At 60.7% G+C, this 26,129-nt stretch carries 10 protein-coding genes; 6 read left to right on the top strand and 4 right to left on the bottom strand.

The window, feature by feature from the left end; genetic code table 11:
- Positions 1-40: 40 nt before the first annotated feature.
- Together ACQK2L_RS08015 and ACQK2L_RS08010 are read right to left on the bottom strand one after the other, a co-directional pair.
- Positions 41-1,588 (bottom strand): FecR domain-containing protein, encoded by a 1,548-nt coding sequence (locus ACQK2L_RS08015; RefSeq protein ID WP_425396420.1) that lies wholly within the window; start codon positions 1,586-1,588, stop codon positions 41-43.
- Positions 1,585-2,235, bottom strand: coding sequence for a sigma-70 family RNA polymerase sigma factor (locus tag ACQK2L_RS08010; RefSeq protein WP_425396419.1), 651 nt, complete (start codon positions 2,233-2,235; stop codon positions 1,585-1,587). Before ACQK2L_RS08010 ends, ACQK2L_RS08015 begins: the two co-directional genes overlap by 4 nt.
- Positions 2,236-2,538: 303 nt before the next feature.
- Here ACQK2L_RS08010 and ACQK2L_RS08005 point away from each other — a divergent pair, with 303 nt between their 5' ends.
- From ACQK2L_RS08005 to ACQK2L_RS07995, 3 genes are all read left to right on the top strand, one after another.
- The gene (locus ACQK2L_RS08005; protein WP_425396418.1) at positions 2,539-3,534 is read left to right on the top strand and encodes a LamG-like jellyroll fold domain-containing protein; all 996 of its coding nucleotides are present in this window, start codon (positions 2,539-2,541) and stop codon (positions 3,532-3,534) included.
- Positions 3,535-3,653: 119 nt separating this feature from the next.
- On the top strand, positions 3,654-7,235 hold the full coding sequence (locus ACQK2L_RS08000; protein WP_425396417.1) for a LamG-like jellyroll fold domain-containing protein: 3,582 nt from the start codon (positions 3,654-3,656) through the stop codon (positions 7,233-7,235).
- 57 nt (positions 7,236-7,292) lie between these two features.
- Positions 7,293-9,452 carry a LamG domain-containing protein gene (locus ACQK2L_RS07995; protein WP_425396416.1) on the top strand — a complete coding sequence of 720 codons (2,160 nt, stop codon included), beginning with the start codon at positions 7,293-7,295 and terminating at the stop codon, positions 9,450-9,452.
- 59 nt (positions 9,453-9,511) lie between these two features.
- On the opposite strand, the gene ACQK2L_RS07990 is transcribed toward ACQK2L_RS07995, so the two are convergent.
- Both ACQK2L_RS07990 and ACQK2L_RS07985 read right to left on the bottom strand, forming a co-directional pair.
- Positions 9,512-11,266: a hypothetical protein gene (locus tag ACQK2L_RS07990; protein WP_425396415.1), complete on the bottom strand. Its 1,755-nt coding sequence runs from the start codon at positions 11,264-11,266 to the stop codon at positions 9,512-9,514.
- Between the two features lie 6 nt (positions 11,267-11,272).
- Positions 11,273-12,838 carry a sulfatase-like hydrolase/transferase gene (locus tag ACQK2L_RS07985; RefSeq protein WP_425396414.1) on the bottom strand — a complete coding sequence of 522 codons (1,566 nt, stop codon included), beginning with the start codon at positions 12,836-12,838 and terminating at the stop codon, positions 11,273-11,275.
- A gap of 250 nt (positions 12,839-13,088) precedes the next feature.
- Here ACQK2L_RS07985 and ACQK2L_RS07980 point away from each other — a divergent pair, with 250 nt between their 5' ends.
- From ACQK2L_RS07980 to ACQK2L_RS07970, 3 genes are all read left to right on the top strand, one after another.
- The gene (locus tag ACQK2L_RS07980; RefSeq protein WP_425396413.1) at positions 13,089-15,755 is read left to right on the top strand and encodes a M1 family aminopeptidase; all 2,667 of its coding nucleotides are present in this window, start codon (positions 13,089-13,091) and stop codon (positions 15,753-15,755) included.
- A 187-nt stretch (positions 15,756-15,942) separates the two neighbouring features.
- Positions 15,943-16,752, top strand: a complete 810-nt coding sequence (locus ACQK2L_RS07975; RefSeq protein WP_425396412.1) for a type III pantothenate kinase — start codon at positions 15,943-15,945, stop codon at positions 16,750-16,752.
- A gap of 279 nt (positions 16,753-17,031) precedes the next feature.
- On the top strand, positions 17,032-26,097 hold the full coding sequence (locus ACQK2L_RS07970; protein ID WP_425396411.1) for a dockerin type I domain-containing protein: 9,066 nt from the start codon (positions 17,032-17,034) through the stop codon (positions 26,095-26,097).
- Positions 26,098-26,129 lie beyond the last annotated feature (32 nt).

Below are 26,129 nucleotides of genomic sequence, written 5' to 3'. Positions count from 1 at the left end.
CCAAGGTCTCCAGCTTGGTTGGCCGTTTGATCGCGGAGCACTAATCCGACAAAACGTCGTAGTGTCGCGCGACCTCGAGAGGTACTGCTGCGATACCATACATACAATAACCCGTTCCACGTCGGGCTTGTCTTACACTACCCAGCATGACAGTGTCAGGAAATTCAACGTCTCGCTGCCAAACATAGAATTCCGTATCGATTGCTTTTCCAGGCCCGGTTGCGAGTCGGTAACCGTCGACTAGTGCATACTCACCCGACTCATCCAGGCCGATTCGCATATCGGTCTTCGTAAAATCATCGGATAGCCACTTCGGAACCTTGGCTATGGTGCTCATGAACACGAACAGCCGAGAAGGCCGGCCAAGCGATACCTCGACGTTTAAGGTGGGTCGCCCCTTGTCGGCGTTGAATGGCATGATGTAGTCGGCGCCATAAAGTATCTTGGGTATTCCTTCGGAGTCGATGCCGTTCCACTGATGCTGCCGATCGACGTAGGCCAGCGCGTCCTCACGCAACCCGCCGGGGACAATTCGGTACGACTTCGCATCGATTCCGTCGCGAATGTTGTCGCTTACGTTGGTAAAGATGCTGGAAGGTCGATCCGAATCTACCGGCAACTCGTTGCGGAAAGTCGGAAACTGCGAATCGTCATACGACACCAGCCTGCGCATCGAACCGTCAACATCCAGCGTCAGCGCTTGCCCTTGAACAAGGCGGCGAATCACCCGGGGTTTCCTCAGGTTATCCTGAGGTCCAATAGTCAAGTCGACGGCGCCCATAAACACGGCCACATCCGTCGAACCTTTCTCGTCAACGGCTACACCAAACTCTGTTCCCAAGTCCACAATGCGACCGTTCGGCGTCTCGATGGTAAATCCCCTGCCGGCCTCTCCTACTCTGGCGGATAACACACCGAAACGGCTATATACCATGGTGTCCGAACGAAGCTCCAAGAGCGCCGGACCTCGCACGCGCATTCTCACCGAGCGATCAAACACCAACTCGATTTCACCAGAACTCAAGTGGAGCGTATCTCCCACCGAAACGCGGCTCAACTCACCAATGTCCACGTTGTCTTTCGCCCACACCACGTCGTCTTCGCGAAGCACGGTGGCAATTTCATCGTTTACGGTAGTCGTTGAAACTACACGCGACTTGCCTTCGCCGGACACAGCGGGCTCATCGTTCGGGTTGGATCCGGCAAACTCTGGTGAACCAGTATTACTGCGAGAAAGCAACAGCACGACTGCCAGCAGAATGCACGCAGCGGTGGCCATGTAGGCCAAGGGTACCCGCTCGTAGAGTCGCGTTCGCAAAGATCGGTCGAGCAACGCCAACGACTCTTCGGTGTTGCTTTCGTTATCGCTCTTCGGCGTTGCACAGAACAAAGCGGCTTCGCTGAGCCCTCTTAGGACGGAGGAATCCGTCACTAGCTCCACGTAGTCGGCGATCGCTCCCGGCTCTGACTGCAGCAGCCGATTCAACTCCTCGGAGTCGGCCCTAGTAGCCTCTCCGTTGAGCTGTGTCGTCAGCAACTGGTCGAGTCGGGAGGTCCGACTGTCGCCTTGTTTGTGAAGTTCTCTCATGTTATTTGGTCTCGTTTCAGTCTTCGCTCGATACAAGTGCGAAGCGAAGCCCTGATACGTTGTAGAGCTTTGTATACCGCGGCGCGGGTCTTGCCGACGGAGTTGCCGAGTTCTTCAATGCTCGTCCCAGGGGCATAGAACTTGGTAATCAGCTCTCGCTGCCTTCCATGCAGTTCCTGAAAGCAATCTCGCAATGCGCCGAAGCGAGCATCGGTGACTGGCAGCAGGTTTCCATGTTGTTCCGCAATGGCGTTGATCGTCTCATCGTCGAACACCAGGCGATTTCGCGATTGGCGTTTGCGCCAAGTGAGCACCTGATAGTAAGCGACGCTTACAGCCCAAGTGCCAAAATCGGTCTCGCCATCGAACCGTGAGAAGTCTCGCCAGAGACGAATATTGGTCTCCTGAAACACTTCGTCGGCATCGGCCCAATTGGGAACCAGACTCAGCACGTAGGCGTACACTCTTCGTTTGTGCGTTGCCCACAATCGAACAAAACGAGCCTTGTCCATGCTCGTTAAGTCATGGTCCGAGTCTCCTTCCAAGCCATTAACACTATCACGCATTGGTTGAGTGGCCTCGTCGCCTGGATCGGTTGCGCAGTTGGCTTTCGTCTTTGCATCGTCAGGTGTCCGTTGCGTTGGCATCAAAGCCTCCTACCGATATAAGGCGCAAGAATTGCGACTTGGACGCAGAAATACTTCCAATCGCCGATTTCTCAAACGCCTACAGCGTAAGGCGATGGGCTGTTGATCGCAAACTTTTTCGCAGCATTTGAATTCTTCAGTTTTGGTGTCCACTATGCGTGCCTTGCGCCTTCTAAGAGTTAGTGCCGTAGCTCGCGATCGCTTGCAGTTCGTCCAAGAAGAGCAACTACTACGGCGCTACCAACCGAAAAGATGGCGGATGCAACCTTACTGATGTTCATCTCTAGCGGAGGAATTGTACTAATGACCATCCAAGACCTGCGGTTACCCCTTCCTTTGCTCGCTACGACTCTTCTGGCGCTCTCGCCTGTCGTTTGCACTGCTAGTTTGGCGGGCACGTATAGCGATGCGGTCCTTGCCGACAATCCCTTGGCGTATTACCGGCTTAACGAAACCTCCGGCAGCACTGCCGCCAATAGTGGCACAGCGGCGGGGATCGACGCGGTGTACGATTCCATTCCAGGCGGAACGGCCGAGAACATGAGTGCCTACGGCGTACCAGGCCCCAATCTGCCTGGCTTCGACCCTTCGAACACGTCGATTCTCATCGACCCCAATGAGGGTGCAGGTGGCAACCCCGCCGTTGTCCGCGCTTGGACGGATCCCGATCCGCTGGCGATTGATGGCGCGACCGGCCTCAGCCTCGAGGCATGGGTGAAGCTTGCACCCCAATCAATCGATACGTCGAACGACAGCGAAGGCATCGTCGGTAGATACCAGGACAATTTGGCCAGCCCCGACGGAATGGAAGCCCGCTCCTACCTGCTAGGCTACGACGAAGAAGACAACGCTTTCATCTTCCTGGTCACCGATCTAGGCAACTTCTCGCACGCGGATCAGCTCATCGCCAGCGACTACGACGTACCACTCGAGGAGTGGTTGCACGTCGTAAGCACCTACTCGCCTCCCGGGCTCGTGAACCCTGGGGATCCTGGCATGATGAAGATCTACGTCAACGGAGAGGAAGTCGCCAGCAAGGAAACCACCAAGACATCCATCTACACCGGCCAGACGGATCTCTGGATTGGCAGGCAGTACCAAAACACGGACCAGTGGACCTTCGAAGGCAACATTGATGAAGTTGCAATCTACGATTATCCGCTCAGTCCCGATGCGGTTGCGCGACACTACGCCGCGGCCATTCCCGAACCGGGTTCTGTTGCACTCGCGGTGCTCGGCACGCTTGCCCTCTTTGCTTGTCGCAAGACAACCATGGCGCGAACCGCTTCGAGCAGCTAGCCAAACGCAGCACAATCGACCTCTGCAAACGCGAGCCCAGCACCCCTCAAGGGACTGGGCTCACTTGCAGCTTCGTATTCATGTTGGTCTTCGCGACCCTCTCGACCAAGGACCCGTCGATGCTTCGTACTAACACTATCTTGCTTGCGTGCTTGTCGTTGATTGGGCTAAGCGGTTCTGCGCTCGGTCAGTACTCCACCGAAGTCTTGGCGGATTCGCCGATTGCCTACTATCGACTGGAAGAGACCGCAGGAAGTGTGGCCACCAACAGCGGTTCGCTCGGCGCCACGGTGGATGGCAATTTCCTGAATCTCGGAACTGGTACCGGCGTGAACAACATTGGCCAGGCGGGGCCCCGCCTGGGGGATTTGGCCGGTGGATTCGCTATCGACGGATTTGGGGTAGATAACAACGCGATACGCTTGTCGCCGCTTACCGCGCCCGATTTTCCCGGTGTCGAGGTGCCCTGGGACATGGGAGGCTCCAACCCGCTGGCGCTGGATGGTTCGACCGGTTTGACCCTCGAAGCCTGGATCTACCGCGATCCTGCGGTGGTTTCGGGCGCCGACAACGAGGGCATCGTGAGTCGCTATCAAGACAACGTCTCCAGCCCGGATGGTGCAGAGGGGCGTTCCTACAATCTGTACTACGACGACGACATCAACGCGTTTGGCTTTGCGATTAGCGATGATGGCAACTTCGACGGCACCAACGGTGTTCTCGAGGCAACCGACTACGACGTGCCGCTGCAAGAATGGGTCCATGTCGCGGCAACCATCGAGCCCATGGGTAGTGGGTCGGCGAACATGAACATTTACGCGAACGGAAATCTCGTAGCCAATAGAACTACGCCGCTCACCAGCCTCTACACGGGTGCGGCTGATCTCTGGATTGGTCAGCAGTTCACCGAAGCCAGCAATTGGACGTTCGAGGGGACGATCGACGAGGTTGCCGTGTACGATTTCCCGCTGAGCGCCACGCGCATTATGGAGCATTACGAGTCGGCGACCACCAACATCCCAACATCCTTCTCTTGGAACACCGACGCCTCGGGCGACTGGAATGTGTCTGGCAACTGGAGCTTCAACACGGTGCCCAACAGCAATCAGCAGAGCGCGGTGCTCGGCAGCTCGATTAGCGAGCCACGCGTCGTGTACACCAACAGCAATGTCACCGTGAAGGGGCTGACCATTTCCAACGGCAATCAGTATGTCCTTGGCGGAACTGGCAGCATTACTCTATCGGCAGACACCGGCAACGCCCAGGTTAACGGATCGGGTACGCACACCATTGCTGTCGATGTGGTGCTCGACTCCGAGACCGATTTCAGCGACGGCTTCGTCAATCTCACGGGCAATCTCGATCTGGGTGACAATAACTTGAACATCTTGAGTGGAACTCTGAACATTAGCAACTCGGTGACCTCCACCAGCGGTGCAACGGTGGTCAACAGCGATACGCTCGGCACCGGAGGGGCAGTCGACTTCGGGGCGAATCTCATCAGCACAGGCACGCTGGATATCGACATCGCTGGCGAGAACCCTGGCGAGTTCGATTTCTTCAACATCACGGGCACGGCCACCCTGTCGGGCGTGCTGTCCGTCGAACTCTACAACGGCTACGCCCTCTCAGGTGATGAGACCTTTACCGTATTGACGGCCACCTCGCTCGTCGACAACGGAATCACACTGGTCGGCCCAAGTAGCGACATGTTCGCTCTGTCCGTCGTTGGCAATAGCCTCGTGCTTTCCATCGACACGGGATTGGATGGCGACTTCAATGACGATGGCATCGTGAATCTCGCTGACTACACGCTGTGGCGCAACAATCTGGGGGCGCTGGACGATTCGCCCATCAACGACAATGGCGACGGAGTGGCCGGAATCGACATCAACGACTACCAGGTATGGAAGCAGAACTTTGGCATGAGCAGCGCTGCTGTGGCAAGCAGCGTGAACGCCGTGCCGGAACCTGCTTCGATCGCGCTGTTGGCGCTCGCTGGACTCTTCAACTGGCGCCGATTGACCCGAGCACTTGCTCCTCTGGCGGCCGCACTGTTGCTTGTTGCGCTACCAGCAACATCCCGCGCTCAATACAACACGGCCGTGCTGTCGAGCAGCCCAGTGGCTTACTATCAGTTGAACGAGCAAGGCGACGGACTGACCTTCTTCGCCGAGAACTCGACCAGCGAAACGGGAATCGATGCCGCTATCCAGAACATCGACAACTTTGGAGATACTGGACCGAACAACATCGGTCAGGTGGGACCCCGACCCGGCGACATCGCTGGAGGTCATGTCATTGATGGCTTCGCCAACGACAATCGGTCGGTACACTTTGGAATCCCCGTATCCGGCTTCGGCCGACTCGAAGTGACAGACGACGCCGTGACACCAAACCCGTTGGACGTGACCGGCAGCCTGACTTTGGAAGCGTGGGTGAACCGAGACGCACAAACCGATACCGGCGGCAACGAAGGCATCGTCTCCAAGTACGTCGGAGATGGCGGCAACCGCTCTTACAATCTGTTCTACGACCCGGTTCCAGGTCGCGTAGGTTTCGTGATGAGCGACTCCGGCGCCTTCCAGGCGGCGAATCAGGTTCTCTCGGAAACGGACATCGCTCTGGGAGAGTGGACGCACATCGCGGCTACCTACGACCAAAGCACCACAACCATGTCGATCTACATTAACGGACTGCTGTCGGCGCAACAGGTGGTTGCAGCGGCGGGCGTTTTCGACGGTGCTGGCGACTTCTGGATTGGCCACCAATTCTCTCCGGACAACCTCTGGGGTTTTGAAGGCCGCATCGACGAGGTGGCTGTCTACGACAAAGCGCTATCGGGCAGTGAAGTGCAAGCTCACTTCGAAGCAGCCACTGGAGCCTCTTCGGGCGCCTACACCTGGAACGTCGACGGTTCGGGCAACTGGGCCAGCATCGACAATTGGTCGCAAGCCTCGGTGCCTAATCGCACCGGTGCGGTGGTGAATCTCGGCAATGTAATCACATCGCCGCAGACGGTCTACCACGAAGACCCCATGATCATTGGCACGCTCAACATCGATAGCGCTCAACAGTATGCGGTCGCGAGCTTCTCGACATTGATCCTGCGAACCGACGCAGGAAGCGCTGAGATTAACGTGCAGCAAGGCGATCATCTCATGCAGACGAACATTCGACTGGATGACGATACCACACTCACCGTTTCCTCCGGCAGCCTGAGCTTCGAAGGCACGGTCGATCTGAACGGCAACGATCTCACCATCGCTGGCGCCGGAACGGTTAGTTTCGACTACCGCTTGCTGCCAACCGATGGTGGAACAGTCATCAATACCGGATCGTTGGCGCTGGCCAGTTCGGCACTCGTTGGTGGCGACCTGGTCAACGAAGGCGAGCTGGTCTTGGGACTGGGAGCAGCAGCGCCCGCCTCGATCAGTGGAAAAGCCTACCTGTCGGGCACCATCACACCCGACTTGTCTGCAGGATTCCAGCCTGCTCCCGGCGAGTCGTACCTCTTGCTATCCGCTGGAGAGCTCATCGACGGAGGGGTTGCATTGAGTCCCGAGTACTCCGACCAGTTTGCGCTCTCCCTTTCAGGAGGCAGTCTGATGGTGACTGCCATCCCGGAACCGACCACGGTGTTGCTGGGCACCTTGATGTCGATGGCCTTGCCTTGGATGTATCGCCGTCGGCAAGGTTAGTCAGCAGCACTCCCTGCAACTGGATACCACAACGCTATCACTGCGAAAGCGAGAGTTATGTTGCGCTCTACGTGCACAGCCGTAGCCTGTCTGTTGTCGGGCTGGGTGGCCTTGATGCCAAGTGTCGGCAAATCGGAAGAAGTGCTCGACTTGGCGACCATCCGTCCGGCGTTTGAAGCCTTCTTCGAGAGTCGCCGACTCACCGACGAACCTTATGGCCAGTATCGCATGCGAGCGAGCGACACGGGACCCGACTACTACGCGTCGCTCGACGTGGCGATCTCGAGGACTGTGATGGGCGAAGACCTCACCCAGTCTCTCACCGAACAGCAGCGCACCGAGTGGATCGACCACCTTCACTCCTACGCCCTGGCGAATGGCACCTACAGCTCGACCTATGGGCACCATCAGTTGCACGCCAATGGCATGACCGTGGGAGCGTTGGGACCTCTTGGCGGCAAGCAACTCTATCCGGCCGCTCCGCTCTATGCCCCCTTCGACCAACCCGCCGAAGTGGCGAACTATCTGGAAAACAGCATCAACTGGGCCAGTCAGTGGTCGCAGTCGCACAAGTTCTGGGGAGGACTGCACGTTTACAGCTTGAGCAGCGAGGCCACCGACCAATGGCACGACACCGTCTTTAATTGGCTCGATTCGAACATCGACACCAACACCGGTTGGTGGCGGACCGGTCAGCAACCCAGCAGCGATGTGCAAGGCCTTGGTGGTGGGGCGCACATCTGGCCCATCTACGAGCACTTGGACCGCGATTTCCCAGAACCGGAACGTGTGATCGATCGCATCCTGGGCATGCAGCTTGCCAGCGGTCGATTTGGCAACGGCAACAGCGGATACATGGACCTCGACGCGTTGTATGGTCTGAAGTTCATGCGTTCGCTCTCGCCTGAGTATCGATCGAACGAGATCGACGCAGCCGTTGGAGAGTTCGGCGACTATCTCGCCGGCAGCATCAATGGGTTCCTGGCGAGCGGTCCTACCATGCACGAAACGCTGGCGAAGGTTGGAGGCTTTGGCCTGCTGAACCAGCTCGCGCCCGACGCGTTTCCCGACAGTTCAGGGGCGGAGTGGACCGACATTTTTACCGACCCGAAACTGTACCAAACCGCGGCCGTCGAAACGCTGACGGTCGACCTGGAACCCGTGGGCTCCGATGTTCCGTCCATCTACGCGGATGTCGTGCTGGCGGATGGGCCGGTCGGCTACTGGCGGCTGGGACAAACGGGCGGCTTGGTCGCCCCGAGTGCGACAGGCAACGAAGACATCCGTGGACTCTACATCGGTCTGGGGGCAAATGCGGGCCCGGCAAATCTAGGGCAGCCCGGGCCCCGCCCCTCGACCGGTTTCTACGGAATGTCGAGCGACAACCGCTCCGCTCACCTCGATGGCGATACGACGTATGTGACCGTGACCGACACGCCAGAACTCGACATCACAGGCGAGTTGACCATGGAGGCTTGGATCAAACTCGACGAGTATCCTGAAGGCAACGGTGGCATCATCGCCAAGTATCAAGGTTCTGGCGACGAGCGAGGTTACAACTTGTACGTCAACCTGCAAAGTGGCGGTGTCGGCGCGCTCGGTATGGTCATCTCGCCCGATGGCAGCTTTGGCAGTGCCGCCGACATGGTGGACGACACTCCCCTACCCATCGGCGAGTGGGTTCACGTTGTGGGTGTGTTCAAACCAGACGACTTCATGAAGCTGTACGTCAATGGAGAGCTTGTTCACGAGGAAACCGAAGCTGCCGACAACATTCCCAGCAGCATCTACTCCAACACGGCCGACCTGTGGCTCGGAGCACAGTTCAGCAGCTCCAGCGACTTTCGCCTGCCTGGTCAGATTGACGAGGCTGCCGTGTACAACCGCGCATTGACCGCCGCCGAGATTCAAAGCCACTATCTGGCTGCCACCCAACTGCCTGGCGATTTCAATCGCGATGGCTTGGTGAACCTCGCCGACTACGCTGTATGGCGAAACTCGCTCGGGCAAACAGGAGACGGCCTCATGGCCGACGCCGACCATAGTGGAATCGTCGGAGTGGAAGACTACGAGATTTGGAAGTCGTTCTTCTCGTCGGCAGTGTCGATGATGGACCCATCGAGCGTAGCGGCGGTGCCCACACCCCCAGCAAACCAACTAGCGTTCGCCTTGGCGCTATTGGCTTGCGTGCACCGCGTGTTCAGCAAGTCGGCCTAAGCCCTGTCAGTGGCGATTCGCTCCGCGAATCAGCGTACGGGCACGCGTGCCGGATTTCGCTATTCGTCCCGTTCGAATTTCGGGATCGGCACTTCGAGCAGTGGCAGGCGGATGGCGATGTCGTCGGACTTTTGCTCCAGGCCGAACGATTCGTCGATGACGAGCGTGTCGTCGAAGTCCTCACTCTCCACGTCGACAACCGATTCGCCCAGGCGCTGGCGAAGTTTCTTTTCAGCAGCTTCGTCCTCTGGGATCGGATAGCCCTGCAGGAGACGCAGTTCGTCGCTGCTGCCGCCCTCGTCGATGCCGTTGGCGCCAAGCGAGTAGAGCAAGTAGCCGTCGGTGGTTCGCTGGTACACGATTGGGCGGTCGAACGGATCGATGGGCAGCGCGTCGAGGTACTTCGGTATCAACGCTTCAAGCGACTCGGGATACTCGCCGGTGGCAAGTTGGTAACGCGACAGAGCGACGGCTGTTTGGTGGAGCTGACGGTATGCGAGGTTGTTTTGTTCGTATTTCAGGCCTTGTACGTAAGTGAAGCCAAGTATCTGCTGAAGCGAGTAAGCCGTGTACTCGGAACGAGTGTTGCGGCTGAGCATCATCTTCGCCCAGCCGGGTTTCGTGGCGCCGGCGTCAATCGCGTCCGCCCAGGTGGCAAGCGCCTGTTGTTGCTGGTCGTAGGTTGGTTGGTTGACGGCTTCCAAAAACAGATCGTAGTGCTCATTGGCAATCCGCAGTACGGCAGTCCAGTCGACTTTTGGTTCTTCCTCTTCGTCTTCCACACGCGGCGCCGCCCAACCCGAAGCCGCCTTGGGTTCGTCGCCACGGTACCCCGCGATGGATAGAAGGTCGGAGATGAACTCCACCCGCGCGCCAGTTGCCAGGATGTCGCGCATGTTGTGTTGCGGCCGGCGGGCAGCGAGAAACTTGGTGATCTCATTGGCCAGTTCCGGTGTGATTTCGGGCGACTGGAGGATGTTGAGCAGCGCCGCATTCCCGACTTCTTCCCGCTTGCTCGCCATCAATCCGCAGAGCACGGTGCTGTGCGTCGAAACGTCGGCAAGTTGGTAGATCACGCGGCAGTCATTCCATGCGCCGCGGATGTCGCCGCTCCCCAGTCGCAGGTTGGCCCTCAATCGAAGACGGTTGGCGGCGCTGCGCAGAGCATGTGCGCCTGGGTTTGTCATGCTGAGAAGACTAGCCTTGGGATCGGCGAGCAATGTAGGCGACGGAAAATAGAACTTGTCGCGCTCCACCGCCTCGTAAAGCAAATCGAAGTGCCAACCGTGCTCCTCCAACCAGTGGGCCATCGGCGCAGCATCTTCGGCAGTCCAAGGGCCCGTTTCGATGGCATCTAGGAGGTCGTACTCGGGATCGGAATCGTCGTCCCCTGCGAAGCCTACCTGATCGAACTCGCCACTAGTTGGTTCGGGCTCGGGCACGAGTCCGCACCACTCGCGCAAATCCGACATGAGCTGGCGATTGGAGTCCCGGGAGCCGAGGCCTTCCTCGCCTGGCATCTCCATTCCCAACTCGTTGCAAACCAACTGCTGCTCCGTAGGATCCAGCCCCGCCGGCCACATCGCCTGGAGAAACGGTATCGCCCCGTTATTCTCCGGCGTCACACCTTCGCGCATGTGAGCGAGCAAGTAGCCGGAGTAGTTCGGCAGCCCGTCGTCGGCCAGCGGCTCGGTGATGAATGTCGTCTCTCGCGAAACCTTGATCGGCCCGGCAGGCCAGAACAGCTGCAGGAGCATGTAGACTACGAACAGCCCGCAGGCGATGCCGGTCCATGTGAGAATGCGTTTGAGCATGGGAGGCTAGCGCGTGGGGCTCGCTTTGGGGGTGTACGAAGCGTAGGGCTCCATGGTCGTGAGCTTCGGCAGTTTGAGATCGTCGCCCATTTCGGTTTGCAGCGCACGCAGATCGTCGAGCAGCCCTTCGGCTATCGATTGGTACACGGGGTCTTCGGCCAGGTCGTCCATTTCTTGCGAGTCGTTCTTCAGATGGTACAGTCGTACTCGCGGGGCCTTAGGATAAACAATGAGTTTCCAGTCGCCGCGGGTGATCATCCGCTGGCGGTCGAGGTAGGCGCCGTAGATTGCCTCGCGCGGTTGGGTCTGGGTGGTCGCGTCGAGCAGTGGGTTGAGGTCCTGGAACTCGATGCCATCGGTCGCCGCGCCGGCCCAGGCGAGTGTCGTGGGCACGATGTCCTGCATATAAATCGGCGCGGCGATTTGTTCCCCCTCAGCCACGCCCGGCCCGGATAAGATGAACGGAACGCGGACGCTGTGGTCGTGCATGTTCTGCTTGCCCAGCAGCCCATGCCGGCCGATGGCCAAACCGTGATCGGAAGTCAAAATGATCCGTGTGTTATCGGCCAGGCCGTGCTCCTGCACGGCATCCAGGATGCGGCCGATCTGCGTGTCGAGGTGCGTGACGATCGCTGCGTACTCCGCGCGGTGGGCACGCACGGCGTACTCGGTCCGCGGGAACGGGGCCAGGCGTTCGTCGCGCAAACCGCGGCCCGCGCCCATCGCTTCGGCGAATGGATACTCGGGTTGGAAACTCTCAGGCACCGACATTTTGTCGCGCGGATAGCGAGCCACGTACTCCGCTGGCGCTTGACGCGGATCGTGCGGGGCGTTGAACGCTGCGTACAGGAAGAATGGTCGCTTGTCGCCCTCCTCGTTTTGCATCAACTCGATGGCGTCGTCGGCCACTACTTCGCTCCAGTGCCGGCCACCTTTCCAGTAGCCGCCAGCAGATTTGTCCGCGGGGTCGAACGGGTCGGGCTGACCTTCGTGCGGGCGGTTGTACATGTTCTTCTGATCCTTCGGCATACCGGGCCGGACGTGCCGCACCTGGTCGAACACCTTCTCGACGTCGGCCGCCACGTGCCACTTGCCAGTCATCGCGGTGCGGTAGCCGGCGGCGCGGAATCGCTGCGGCCAACTTTGCTCGGCGCGGACATATCGATCGGCAAGGCGCGGCACGTCGCGCTGCGCGTGCCAAAGTTGCTTGCCGGTGAACAGCATGGTGCGACTGGCGACGCAAACCGCGCCGCTCCAACTGCCCGGGTTGTAGGCGTGGGTGAACGTCGTGCCCCGCGCGGCCAGGCGGTCGATGTTCGGCGTGTCGACCTCGTCCCAACCCAAGCACCGCGCGGCGTCGTATGCCTGATCGTCGGTGAGGATCAGCAGAATGTTCGGTTGTTCGGCCAAAATGGGCCGACTGGCAAACACGGCGAGAACAATCAGCAACGAGATGCGGTACATGGGTAGTTTTTCACTGCTTTCGTAGGACTCCAGCATCGGCATTGCCGTGCCGCTCCACACGATGATAACCGACACCCCACTCCCGCCGCTGCGGATATCAGCGGCCATTTCTCCGCCAAGTTGCGCGAACCATAGGGCCGGGTGGAACCATAGAACCTAATACAACCCGTAGAATTCCGGGCCAAAGCCCGCCGAAATCGCGCATTTGGACCCATTAGTCGAGATTCGTGGAGTCTGCGGCTATACTATTTCGGGTTCGTGCTGTTCCCCGCCCATGGTGAGGTCCGGGAAAGGGATCGTACGACTATTTCCCACCTACAGGCCTACCTTCGTTTTCTGCAGCGAAAGAGAGACGTTGATGCGTACCCGTTCGACCCTAGCCATGCTCGCGCTGTTGATCTTCAGTGCTTCCGGAGCTTCCGCCATCGAGGAGCACATCTGCCGGTTTTGTGGTCGCGATCATGCTGCCGAAGCGGCCGCTGCTGCCGCGGGCAATACGGCCAGCGGGCGGAAGTACGCGCCCGATCGTTTGGTCGACGTGCTGAACATCAAGATCGACGTGGTGCCGAACTTCGACAAGCGCACCGTGAGCGGCACCACAACCCTGACCTTCGCGCCAATTTCCAAGCCGGTGGAAGAGCTGACGCTCGACGCCGAGAAGCTCGACATCGAGAAGATCGAGTCCTCCGCACCGCTCGCCGACTACGTGGTGACCGATCATCACGTGGTGCTGCTGTTCGACGAACCGCTGAAGGTGGGCGAGAAGACCGAGGTGGCGATCACTTACAGCGCCGAGCCGAAGAAGGGACTGTACTTCCGCACGCCCGAGCTGGGCTACCCCGAAGAGGACACGCACATTTGGACCCAAGGCCAGACGCACGAAGCGCCGCACTGGTTCCCCTGCTTCGACTATCCCAACGAACGCTCCACCACCGAAGTCATTTGCACTGTGCCCGAGGGCATGGTGGTTGTCTCCAATGGCAAGATTGCCTCCGACGAAACCACCGGCGGCCAGCGGCGCGTGCACTGGGTGCAGGACAAGCCCCACGCCAGCTACCTGGTGTGCCTGGTGGCGGGCAAATTCGAGAAACTCGAAGACCAACACAAAGGCGTAAAGCTCGGCTTCTACACCCAACCCACATTGGCCGAACACGCTCCCAATGCGTTCCTCGACACGCGGACCATCATGGCGTTCTTCGAAGAGGAAATCGGCGTACCGTTCCCGTGGGACAAGTACGATCAGGCGACGATCCGCGACTTCAACAGCGGCGGCATGGAAAACACCACCATCACCACGCTGTACCATGGCACCATCTGGGCCAAGGAAACCGAGAACATCTACTCCAGCCGCAACCTCGATGCCCATGAGATGGCGCATCAGTGGTTCGGCGACTATGTGACCTGCGAAGACTGGGGCCACCTGTGGCTGAACGAAGGCTTCGCCACGTACTACACGCACTTGTACAACGAGCACAAGCTGGGCCGCGACGAGATGCTGTACGGCTTGTACAAAGATGCCACCGGGCGCGTGCTGCCCGCGACCGACGACCCGCGGCCCATCGTGTACCGCGGCTACGCGAACGCCTGGGAGCAGTTCGACTTCCGCGCCTATCCCAAGGGCAGCTGGGTGCTGCACATGCTCCGCAGCCAACTGGGCACCGACCTGTACCGCGCCGGCATCAAGCAGTACCTCGAGACCAACGCCCAAACGGCCGTGGTCACCTCCGACCTGATCGCGTCGCTCGAAGGCGTCTCTGGCCGCGAGCTGGATCGGTTCTTCGATCAATGGGTATTCGGCGCCGGCACGCCCAAGCTGAAGGTCACCTACAAGTGGCTACCCAAGGAAAAGCTGGCCCGGGTCACCGTCGAGCAGACCCACAAAGAGGATGACAACACCGGGCTATTCGAGATTCCCACCAAGCTGCGATTCGTGATCGATGGCCACGCGGTGGACCATGACATCTTGATCAAAGAGAAGAAGCAGGATTTCTACGTCCCGCTAGCCGCTCAGCCTCAGGTCGTACGATTCGATCCCGAGTACTCGGTCCTGGCGGAGGTCGACTTCAAGAAGCCGCAAAACATGCTCGCCAAGCAGATTGTCCTCGAAGGCGACATGATGGGGCGGCTGTTTGCGGCCAAGTCGCTCGGCAAGGACAACAGCCAGAAGTCGGTCGGGCTGCTGAAGACCGCGCTAAACTCCGACGAGTTTTATGGTGTTCGCATCACGGCGGCCAAGTCGCTGCAGGACATTGGCACCGACGAAGCCTACGAGGCGCTCGCATCGAGCCTCGACCAGTCCGACGCCCGCGTGCGTAACGAAGTGGTCGAGCAACTCGGCAAGTTTTATCGTCCCGAGGCGCTTACGGTGCTCAAGGGCGTGGTTGCCGACGAGGCCAATCCGGCGATTGTCGCCACGGCCCTCAAGTCGCTCAGCAAGTACCCGGCCGACGATGTTCGCAGCCTGATTGTCGAGTCGATGGACCGCGAGTGCTTCAACAATCGCATCGCCGCCGCGGCCATTGAAGCCCTCGGCCAGACTGGCGACTCGCAACTCCGTGGCAAGGTGCTCAACACCCTGAAGGCCGATCGCCACGATTTCACCGACCGCGATTACGCCTCGGCGCTCGAGGTGCTCGCCAAACTGTGGAAGGACGCCGACGACAAAGAGCCGGTGCGGGTGATGCTGGTCGAGTGCCTGCAAGACCCGGCCCGCAAAGTGCGCGTCGGCGCGATCGAAGGCCTCGGTGCACTGGGCGACCCGCAAGCGATCCCCGCCCTGCAGACTTTCGCCGAACGCGAAGGCCGCGGCCGCGACCAAAACGCGGCGAAGGACGCGGTAAAGAAGCTCACCGACGACGCCCCGTTCGTTCCCCGCGAAGTCCGCGAACTCCGCAAAATGGTGAACGAACTGAAGAAAGAGCAGGCATCGCTGCAGAAGGAGCTCGCCACGCTCAAGGCCAAGACCGAAGCGAACAAAGAGACGCCCACCGCAAAGGTCAGCACGAAGGCCCAGGGCGACCAGTAAACGGGAATCGCCTATACTGGCTGCTTCACCCAGCGTAGCGGCTGACGCCGCAACACTGGGCTGAATGACGAAATCCCTTCGGGATAGGTGGTGAGACCATCGCCTTACGCCGAAGGCGTTGTGTCTCCCAGCGAAGGGTTGCGGCATCAGCCGCTACCCTGGTACCGGTTTTGGTGTGCTCCTCCCCATGCAACTTCAATCCTTGGTAGCCGTCGACATCGGCAACAGCCGGGTGAAATTTGGCAGGTTCGATCGCGATGATGCCGCTCGCGCTGGCCTGCCCGAGCCGGCCGAAACGCTGGCCATTCCTTATACCGAGTCGCGCGGCGAGTTCGACGTGGCAACGCTGGCCGATTGGCTTTCTGAGTTCGTCGCGCCAGCGACTCCGATCGCCATTGGCAGCGTGAGCAAGCCGGCCACCGAGGCGCTCGTGCAGTTTCTCGCCGAATTCGACGACGGAGCGTGGAACAACGTCCGGCAGCTTGCCGGCAGCGACTTTGCCATCGAGAACCGCACCCAGCAGCCCGACCGGGTGGGCATCGACCGGTTGGCCGCGGCCGTGGCCGCGTGCGCCATTCGCCGCGCGGAGACACCGGCGATTGTGATCGACTTTGGCACGGCCATCACGGTCGACTTGGTATCCGCCGACGGTGCGTTCGTCGGCGGCGCTATCCTGCCAGGCGTGGGCACGTCGGCCGAGGCCCTGCACGCCAGGACCGACGCGCTGCCCGCGGTGCACGTACCGCTGGAAGGCAAATCGCCGCCGGCCGTGGGCACCGACACGTCGAGCGCCATCCACGCCGGTCTGTACTGGGGCGCGGTGGGCGCGGTCCGCGAGTTGATCGCCCGCCAGCGCGACGGACTGGTCGCCGCGCCGCAAGTGTTCGTCACCGGCAGCACCTCGCCCGACATGGCCCGCCTGCTCGGCGCGCCGGACTATACGGTGCGCTACTTGCCGAATCTGGTCTTGGCGGGGCTGGCTCTGGCCGCCGGTTGAGTGTCACCTGGGGTAGACCGCGCGGGCTCTGAGAAACTTGCTGCGATCCGAGTCGATAATCAACGGTCGCGCTCATGATTTCACCGATGCTGGCGTTGGAGGGCGAGTATCTCCCTACTTTTGGGTGAATTCTGCCCCGATCGACCCAAGCCTGCGTGACATTCCGGACAAACTTAGGCAGAATGGTGCTTAATCTGCTCGGAGAGCAGGAGGCTATCCACTACTGTGCACTGAATCGCATTTCGCCTTGATTGGCTCAGGCTCCTCCGAGGTATTCGAATGGCGTCCTGCTCGCTCATTTGGCAACGTGTTCTGGCGTTCCTCTTGGCTCTCGTCTTGAGCGGGGCAACGCTTGCCGTGGACTTCACTTGGAACTCGAGCGTCGCGCTCGGCGAATTCGACGACCCGAACAGTTGGTTCCCATCGACGACGGCGCCGACCGTCGGGGACACCGTCACGTTCGAGGACTCCGCCAACGCAAACTTCGCGGTCGACGGCGCGGTTGACTCGATCACGGTCGACCAGAACGTTGGCTTCGTGTTCCAATCCGACAGCGGTGTCCGCACCCTCGCCGTGGACGACGTCTTCCTGGAAGACTCCGCAAGCCTCCTGCTCGACGAGGTGCGCCTCGCCCTCTCGGGCAGCGTCATCGGGATGGGGGTAGAGGACGCCAAGCTTGAACTCCTCGAAGAGGCCCGCGTCACCGGCGGGGTGATCGATGGCGTGCATGTGCTCCTTAGCGACGCGACTGCACTTCTGGACGGAGTTGAGCTGAGGAACTCGCTTGTCTCGCGCACCCAGACCGTCGATCCGTCGATCTTGAACAACGTCTCGATCGGGCCCAACGTCACGCTCGGGGGCAACTCCGGCACCATGCTGCAGTTGGAGGGCACCACAACCCTTGTCGGCGACTCGGAGCTAACCATCGCGCCTAGCTTGGTCGCGATTCTCGACGGGCAGCTGATGGGCGCCGGCGACAGCCACCTGATCACCAACTTTGGAGAACTCTGGACCGCGTCTCTGGGAAGCCTCACGATCGGTTTCGACGACTCCCCAGGCGTCAGTCAGTCGCTGACGATCGACAACACAACGGGCGTGCTCAACATCAACTCTCTTTCGAGTTTCGTTGTCGACGAAGGTGAACTCGTCATCCGGGGAGGCTTGATCGAGGGGGGCGGAAATCTCCGCGCCGACGGTGCCGATTTAGTCGTCAGCGACGCGGCCGTAATCGACAGCGTGTCGATCCTGGCCAACAACGGCGCGTCGCTGTCGCTGGGCGTCGGCGTGACACTGCAGTCGGTCGACGTCGAGGTCAGGAATGGATCGACTAGCGACATCCCATCCGGCTTCGCGATCGGCGCCGGATCGGCGTACCGATCGACCAGCGGCGGTGTTGTCACCATCGGTCCGGCCGTGGCGAACGACGGCTCGCTGCGGGCCGAACGGGCTACGCTCCGCGTAGTCGGCGACACAACGATCGACGGCGCCGGCACCACCACGCTGGCGTCCGCTGGCACTCTCGGCGTCGCGCCCCGCATCGAGCTGGCGGGCGGCGGTTCGCTCACTGTGGGCGCCGACCAGACTCTCCTGTTCGACACCCCAGGCGACGGTTACCTCTACGGGACCGGCTCGGGCGGACTAACACTGGTGAACAATGGACTCCTGCAAGTGGGAGTGAACGGGCAAGCCACCGTGCTACAGTCGGACAACGTGGCTTCCCCGATCGCTGCGGCCACGTTGCAGGACTTCACGCTCGAGAATCGCGGCGAGCTACTGCTAGTGGGCGGCTCGCGGCTCACGCTGCTGAACGATTCGTCAACCGCGTCGACTCCGGTCACCACGATCGACAACGTGGGCGGCGTCATCACGCTCAGCCCCAGTGCGGAGTTGGTCTTCGACCAACCCAACTTCACCAGCACGGTCGTACTGCAAGGCGGGCTCATCACGGGCGGCGGCGCGGTGCGTTCCTCGGGCGGCGACTTACTGATCAACGGCGGAGCAGTGATCGACGGCTCGACGATCGCGGTGGAGAACGGCGCCGCCTTGACCCTCGACGCTGGAGTGACGCTGCAATCGGCCGACATCGCGATTGGCCAATTCTCATCCTACGCGCTGCCCGACGGATTTGTGGTCGACGCGGGAATGACCTACCGCTCATACCAAGGCGGTCTGCTCACCATCGACGGCGACGTGACGAACAACGGAGTGCTGCGGGCCGACGGCGCGACGCTCCGCTTCCTCGGCGACGTGACACTGAACGGAACAGGAGTGACCGAAGCCGTGACCGATGCCGGAAACGGGCCCCCGTTCGTGGAGCTATCCGGCGGCGGGTCGCTGACTGTAGGCGTCGATCAATCGCTCCTGTTCGATTCGCCAAACATCAACTTTTTGTCCGGTGCCGGCGCGGGGGGCGTGACGCTGATAAACGACGGCCTGGTGCAGGTCGGCGTTTTCGACACCCTCTACGTCGTCCAGTCCGATGTCTCGGCGCTCGACAATGCAACGCTGCAAGACTTCACGCTGGTGAACAACGGCGAACTGCTGCTCGAAAGCGACGCCCGGTTGGTGTTCTTCGCTGAGGTGGACGACCACCTGACTCCGGTCGCGACCACGATCGACAACCGCCAGGGCGTGATCACGCTCGAAGTGGCGTCGGAGATCAGTTTCCAGCAAGCGGGCTTCCCGATCGACGTGACCCTCCGCGGCGGCCAGATCGTCGGTTCGAGCACGGAATTCGTATCGCTTCAGGAAGTCGTTGTGACCGAGGATGCATCGCTTCGACTCACCGACTCGCCCACGTTCACCGACATCACGCTGCGGGTCGAACCGGGAGCGACGCTCACGATCGACGGCGACGTGACCAACAACGGAGTGCTGCGGGCCGACGGCGCAATGCTCCGCTTCCTCGGCGACGTGACACTGAACGGAACAGGAGTGACCGAAGTCGGGACCGACGGAAACTTACCCCCGTTCGTGGAGCTATCCGGCGGCGGATCGCTGACTGTCGGAGTCGATCAATCGCTCCTGTTCGAGTCGCCGAATATCAATTTCTTGTACGGCGCCGGCTCGGGCGGCGTGACGCTGATAAACGACGGCCTGGTGCAGGTCGGCGTTTTCGACACCCTCTACGTCGTCCAGTCCGATGTCTCGGCGCTCGACAATGCAACGCTGCAAGACTTCACGCTGGTGAACAACGGCGAACTGCTGCTCGAAAGCGACGCCCGGTTGGTGTTTTTCGCTGAGGTGGACGACCACCTGACTCCGGTCGCGACCACGATCGATAACCGCCAGGGCGTGATCACGCTCGAAGTGGCGTCGGAGATCAGTTTCCAGCAAGCGGGCTTCCCGATCGACGTGACCCTCCGCGGCGGCCAGATCGTCGGTTCGAGCACGGAATTCGTATCGCTTCAGGAAGTCGTTGTGACCGAGGATGCATCGCTTCGACTCACCGACTCGCCGACGTTCACCGACATCACGCTGCGGGTCGAACCGGGAGCGACGCTCACGATCGACGGCGACTTGACCAACAACGGCTTTGTGCGGATTCAGCGATCGACACTCCGAGTCCTGGGCGACTCGACCTTCAACGGCTCGGGGACGACCGAGCTAACGATGGGGTCGGGAACCGCCGCTCCTAGGATCGAGATCGGCGGTGGAGGATCGTTAACGGTTGGCGCCGACCAAACGCTGTTGTTCGACCAGTTCTTAGAGAGCTTTGTTTATGGTTCCGGCTCGGGTGGCGTGACGCTGGTGAACGACGGACTTACACAACTCGGCCAATTCGCCACCGTGACGTTCGTGCAAAGCGACACGGATTTCCCTGTCCCGGGCGCCACCCTGCAAGACTTCACGCTGGTGAACAACGGCGAGCTAATCCTCGGGAGTGACTCGCAGCTCGTGTTTCGGACCCACGATGTCGACGAGTTGACGCCCGTCGCGACCACGATCGACAACCGCAACGGGGTGATCCGTCTCGAGGTGGCGTCGGAGATGCGTTTCGAACACTTCGCGGATCTGGCTGAAGCGACGCTCCGCGGCGGGCAGATCGTCGGATCGAACACGGAGTTCGTGCCGCCGGAGGAAGTCGTGGTGGATGAGGACGCGTCTCTACGGCTGAGCGACTCGCCCACGTTCACCGACGTCGCGCTCCGAGTGCGGAACGATGGAATCCTCACGATCGACGGGCCATTCACCACCAACGCGAATGCGCTGTTCACCGGAGGTCGCCTCAACGCGATCGGTGGCGAGTGGCTCGGAACCGGTGAGGTCGTCTTTGAGGAGGCCGGACCCTTCGCTCCAGCGCAGATCGTCTCCGGCACGAGCGCCGCGATGCGATTCGGATCTGGACAACAGGTTCGCATCACCGGCGGCGTCACCGAGCTCTCGGGCGCGACCATCGCTGGCTCGACAACCGACGGCGCCGGGTCGTTAACCATCGAATCGGGTGCGACGCTCCGCGTCGTGACCACCGCGGCGGGCATCGAGGACGTTGCATTCCAAGTATCCGGCGTGCTCAACGCCCAGGCCGACTTGACCGCTGCGGTCCCGATTCCAGTCGCGACGGGCGGCGAGCTGCGTGTCGACGCGGGCGCGACGGTCACGGCCCCCAGCGTGACCATCGACCCAGGCGGCGTGCTCACGCTTGCCGGTGGGGTGCTCGACACGCCATCGTTCGTGCTTGATGGATCGGCAGTTGGCTCCGGTACGATCGTCACGCCGAACAATCCTGCCACGCCCACCCACATCACGTCGCCCATCACCGGGACGAGTACTGCCGAGCCGATCACCCTCACAGGTTGGATCGAGGGAGACGGCCTCCTCGATAACGTGCTGTTCGAAGGAACCCACTCACCAGGCAGTGGGACCGAGTTCACCACCGCCGGATCACTCGCATACGGTCCCAATGCCGATCTCCGCATCGAGATCACCAACCAGAACGTTCTCAACCCCGGGTTCGATCGTCTCGTCTCCACCGGCAGCGTCGTCCTCGGCGGTGACCTCGACCTACAGCTTGTCGACTACATTGAGAACACGCTGAATATCAACGATCAGCTCGTGCTGCTCACGTCCAGCGGTCTCAGCGGTCAGTTCGCCAACGTTGCCCCGGGCGATCGTGTGCTATTCGACGGCGGCCTTGCCTCGGCACAGATCGACTACGGCCCAACTAGTCCTTTCAATCCGGATCATGTGGTGTTTTCCGAATTTGTCCGCGAGCCCCAGCAGATTTTCTGGATCGGCGGCAATTCGGTTTGGGGCTCCCCCATCAACTGGGACCTGTTGCGTGTGCCGAACAACGACGGCGCGCTGATTTTTCATGCCGTTGTCAATTCCGGAAACGTCGATGTGAACGTGCCAGTCACACTCAGCGGCCTGACGCTGAACAACTCTGGCGGCACGTTAACGCTCAACCAGACGATGACGGTCGAGGACCTCTACTGGACCGCCGGCCACCTCGGCGGGCCAAACGCCCTGACCATCACGGGCGAGAGCCGCTTCGAGACAACTCAACAGGTCAACACCGGTCCGGGACTGATCAACCAAGGAACCGCAACCTGGGTAGACGGCGACCTCAACGGCACTTTCAACCAGCAAGGGTTCGTCAACGAGGGCGAGTTCCTGATCGAGCTGGTCGACGATCATGACTTCCGGTACGTCACCAACACCGCGACCGGTGTGATCCGCCACACCGGGACCGCCCGCGCGTGGCTCGGCGGGAACACCGGCTTCGAGAACGACGGGCTGGTCGAGATCACCGGCGGCGGCACCATGCGAGTTGGCCGAGACTTCAACAACGGCAGCGACGGCGATTTCGTGATCACCGACGGGGTGCTCGAGTCGAGCATCGGCTTCGGCGTCGACCACAAGTTCAACGGCAGCATCACGGGTCAGGAGTACCGCTCGGTGACCGGTACTATCTCGTTCAATGGCGCTTACGACATCGACACGACCACGGTGTCCGCCGGGTCGGTCACCTTCAACACCGCTGCGCCAGCAACAAGTGACACGCTGACGATCAGCTCGGGCGAGTTGAAAGTCGAGACCATGTTGTTTGTGGACGATTTAGAGTGGAACGGCGGCGGTTTCGCCACTGCCGCCGGCGAGACGGTGCTGACGACGTCGGCCGTCATCGACACTTCAGCGCAAAAGACGCTCTCCGGCCGGTTCGTGAACCAGGGCGAGGCGATCTGGCGTGACGGCGACTTCTCGCAGAGTTTTGTGGGCCTTTTCCAGAACGAAGGTACGCTGCTGATCGAACTCGCCGCCGAACGTTCGATGTACCACTCGTTCAACACTTCGACCGGCGTGATCAGGCACACGACCTCCGCGCGGGCCATCTTCGGACCGACCTTTGGCTTCGAGAACGACGGGCTGGTCGAGATCACCGGCGGCGGAACGCTCCGGGTCGGCCGCGACCGCAACAACGGCAGCGACGGCGACTTCGTGATCACCGACGGGGTGCTCGAGTCGAGCATCGGCTTCGGCGTCGACCACAAGTTCAACGGCAGCGTCACGGGGCAAGAGTTCCGCTCGGTGACCGGGACCATCTCGTTCAACGGCACTTACGACGTCGACACGACGAGGATTGATGCTGGTGTGGTCACCCTCAACACCACAACGCCCGCAACAACCGACACGCTGATCCTTACCACGGGGGACGTCGCGGTCGAGTCGATACTCACAGTAGACCAACTCGAATGGAACGGCGGCGGTTTCGCCACTGCCGCCGGCGAGACGGTGCTGACGACGTCGGCCGTCATCGACACTTCAGCGCAAAAGACGCTCTCCGGCCGGTTCGTGAACCAGGGCGAGGCGATCTGGCGTGACGGCGACTTCTCGCAGAGTTTTGTGGGCCTTTTCCAGAACGAAGGTACGCTGCTGATCGAACTCGCCGCCGAACGTTCGATGTACCACTCGTTCAACACTTCGACCGGCGTGATCAGGCACACGACCTCCGCGCGGGCCATCTTCGGACCGACCTTTGGCTTCGAGAACGACGGGCTGGTCGAGATCACCGGCGGCGGAACGCTCAGGGTCGCCCGCGACCGCAACAACGGCAGCGACGGCGACTTCGTGATCACCAACGGCGTGCTGGAGTCGAGCGTTGGCTTTGGCGCCGACCACAAGTTCAACGGCAGCGTCACGGGGCAAGAGTTCCGCGCGTCGGCGGGGACCATCTCGTTCAACGGCGCTTACGACGTCGATACAACCAGCGTTACCAACAGCGTGGTCACGTTCAATACGGCGACACCTGCGACCACGAGTATGCTAACAATCAACTCGGGAAACATCGCCGTGGAAACGACGCTCGAAGTGGACCAACTTACCTGGAACGGTGGCGGGTTCGTTACATCCGGAGGCGAAACGGTGCTGACGACCTCCGCGGTTGTCGACACCTCCGCGGGCAAGACACTCACCGGCCGGTTCGTGAACCAGGGCGAAGTCATCTGGCGGGACGGCAACTTCTCGCAGAGCTCTCAGGGCCTCTTCCGGAACGAAGGCACGCTACTGATCGAACTCGCCGCCGAACGGTCGCTGTATCACCTGTACAACACGACGACCGGCGTGGTTCGCCACACGTCCTCTGCAGTAGCGATCCTCGGACCGACCGCTGGTTTCGAGAACGACGGCCTGGTCGAGATCACCGGCGGCGGAACGCTCAGGGTCGCCCGCGACCGCAACAACGGCAGCGACGGCGACTTCGTGATCACCAACGGCGTGCTGGAGTCGAGCGTTGGCTTTGGCGCCGACCACAAGTACAACGGCAGCATCACTGGCCAGGACTTCCGGTCGGTGACCGGGACCACTTCGTTCAACGGTGCCTACGACGTCAACACGACCACGATTAATGGCGGCGTGGTCACCTTCAACACTCCGTCGCCCGCGACCACCGACTCGCTCACGATCAACGCGGGCGAAGTCAAGGTCGAGACCGAATTCGCATTCGACGAGATCACTTGGACCGGCGGCGGTTTTGGCAACGCTGTGGGACAGCCGATCTTGACAGGCCAAGGCGTTATCAGCGGTCCCGCCGCAAAAGCGGTCGCGACGACGCTCGTCAATCAGGGCGAATTGACCTGGAACGACGGCAACGTCGGCTCGGGCTCGGTGACCGCTGCTCGGCTGCGTAACGAGGGCCTTTTCACGATGGACCTTGTCACCCCTCGCAACATCGTCCGCCTGGAGAACCCGGGTGGTGGAGTGATCGAGAACACCGGAGCCAACGCGACAATCAACTGGTTCGCCAACTACGGCACGCTCGATGTGATCGCGTCGACGGTCACCGTTGGCGGAAACTTCGACAACCACTCGGGGACCACCCTCACCGGTGGCGAGTGGATCGTTCGCGACGGCGCCGCGATCAACATGGGCGCCCGGACGGTCACGATCAACAACGCCGCGGTCCGTCTGTTCGGCCCTGGGTCGACCCTGGCCGCGATCGATCCCTTGGCTGACAACCGCGGGGTGTTCGAGATCGCTGAAGGCCGTGATTTCACGACCGTGGGTGACTTTACCAATAGCGGCGACGTGGTCATTGGCCAGGGAAGCACCTTCACCGTCACAGGAACGTTTACCCAAACCGGCAACGACAGCTCGCTTCAAGTCGACGGCGAGTTCCTCTCTCCTGGTGGCCCCGCAACCTTTGCTGATGGCGCCGCGCTTGGCGGTGGCGGATTTGTACCCGGCGAAGTCGTGATCGGCACCGATGGAGTCGTCACGCCAGGTTCGAGCCCCGGCACACTCACCGTCGATAGTTTGGAACTCAGCAATGGGGCCATCTACGAGTGGGAGTTCGACGGAGTCGAAGCCGACTCCGTTGTCGCGAACCAACAGCTCACGCTTGGCACGACGGCGACGCTTCGAATCGTCCAACTCGGCGGCGCTCCGGCAACGAGCGATGAGTTCGTTCTCTTTGCCTATCCCGACACGCAAATCGATCCAAGCAACCCGGTATGGACGATCGATGGCTCATTGGCTCCTGATTGGGATACGTCGTCCGCCACGGTTACGATCAACGCGGTGGACAACCAGATTCTGTTGACAGGAATCGAGATCGCATTCAACCCGGCTGACTTTAACAACGACGGCGCCGTCAATCTCGTCGACTACACCGTGTGGCGCAATTCGCTCGGCAGTACGGTCGCACCATTTACGTTCGCCGACGGAGATGGGGATGGCACGGTATCCGTAGCCGACTACACGGTTTGGAAAAGCAACTTTGGAACCATTGGCGTGGGCAGTTTGTTCGCTTCTTCTTCGGCAGTTCCAGAACCGTGTACCGTCGCCTTGCTAATCGTATCCTGCCTGGCCGCCAGTGCGCAACGACGGTGGTTCGTGCCGCGATAGTTCACGACAGTGCGCCGCGCCCTGTGGTGGTA

The organism is Aeoliella sp. (assembly GCF_965227375.1).
Classification (GTDB): Bacteria; Planctomycetota; Planctomycetia; order Pirellulales; family Lacipirellulaceae; genus Aeoliella.
Note: the sequence above shows the minus strand (reverse complement) of the source record. Positions and strands in the feature narration are given on the sequence as shown.

Coding starts and splice junctions, on each gene's coding strand:
- ACQK2L_RS07990 (WP_425396415.1), bottom strand. CDS start 11,266: ATGCTCAAACGCATTCTCACATGGACCGGCATCGCCTGCGGGCTGTTC.
- ACQK2L_RS08000 (WP_425396417.1), top strand. CDS start 3,654: ATGCTTCGTACTAACACTATCTTGCTTGCGTGCTTGTCGTTGATTGGG.
- ACQK2L_RS08015 (WP_425396420.1), bottom strand. CDS start 1,588: ATGAGAGAACTTCACAAACAAGGCGACAGTCGGACCTCCCGACTCGAC.
- ACQK2L_RS08010 (WP_425396419.1), bottom strand. CDS start 2,235: ATGCCAACGCAACGGACACCTGACGATGCAAAGACGAAAGCCAACTGC.
- ACQK2L_RS07995 (WP_425396416.1), top strand. CDS start 7,293: ATGTTGCGCTCTACGTGCACAGCCGTAGCCTGTCTGTTGTCGGGCTGG.
- ACQK2L_RS07985 (WP_425396414.1), bottom strand. CDS start 12,838: ATGGCCGCTGATATCCGCAGCGGCGGGAGTGGGGTGTCGGTTATCATC.
- ACQK2L_RS08005 (WP_425396418.1), top strand. CDS start 2,539: ATGACCATCCAAGACCTGCGGTTACCCCTTCCTTTGCTCGCTACGACT.
- ACQK2L_RS07970 (WP_425396411.1), top strand. CDS start 17,032: ATGGCGTCCTGCTCGCTCATTTGGCAACGTGTTCTGGCGTTCCTCTTG.
- ACQK2L_RS07975 (WP_425396412.1), top strand. CDS start 15,943: ATGCAACTTCAATCCTTGGTAGCCGTCGACATCGGCAACAGCCGGGTG.
- ACQK2L_RS07980 (WP_425396413.1), top strand. CDS start 13,089: ATGCGTACCCGTTCGACCCTAGCCATGCTCGCGCTGTTGATCTTCAGT.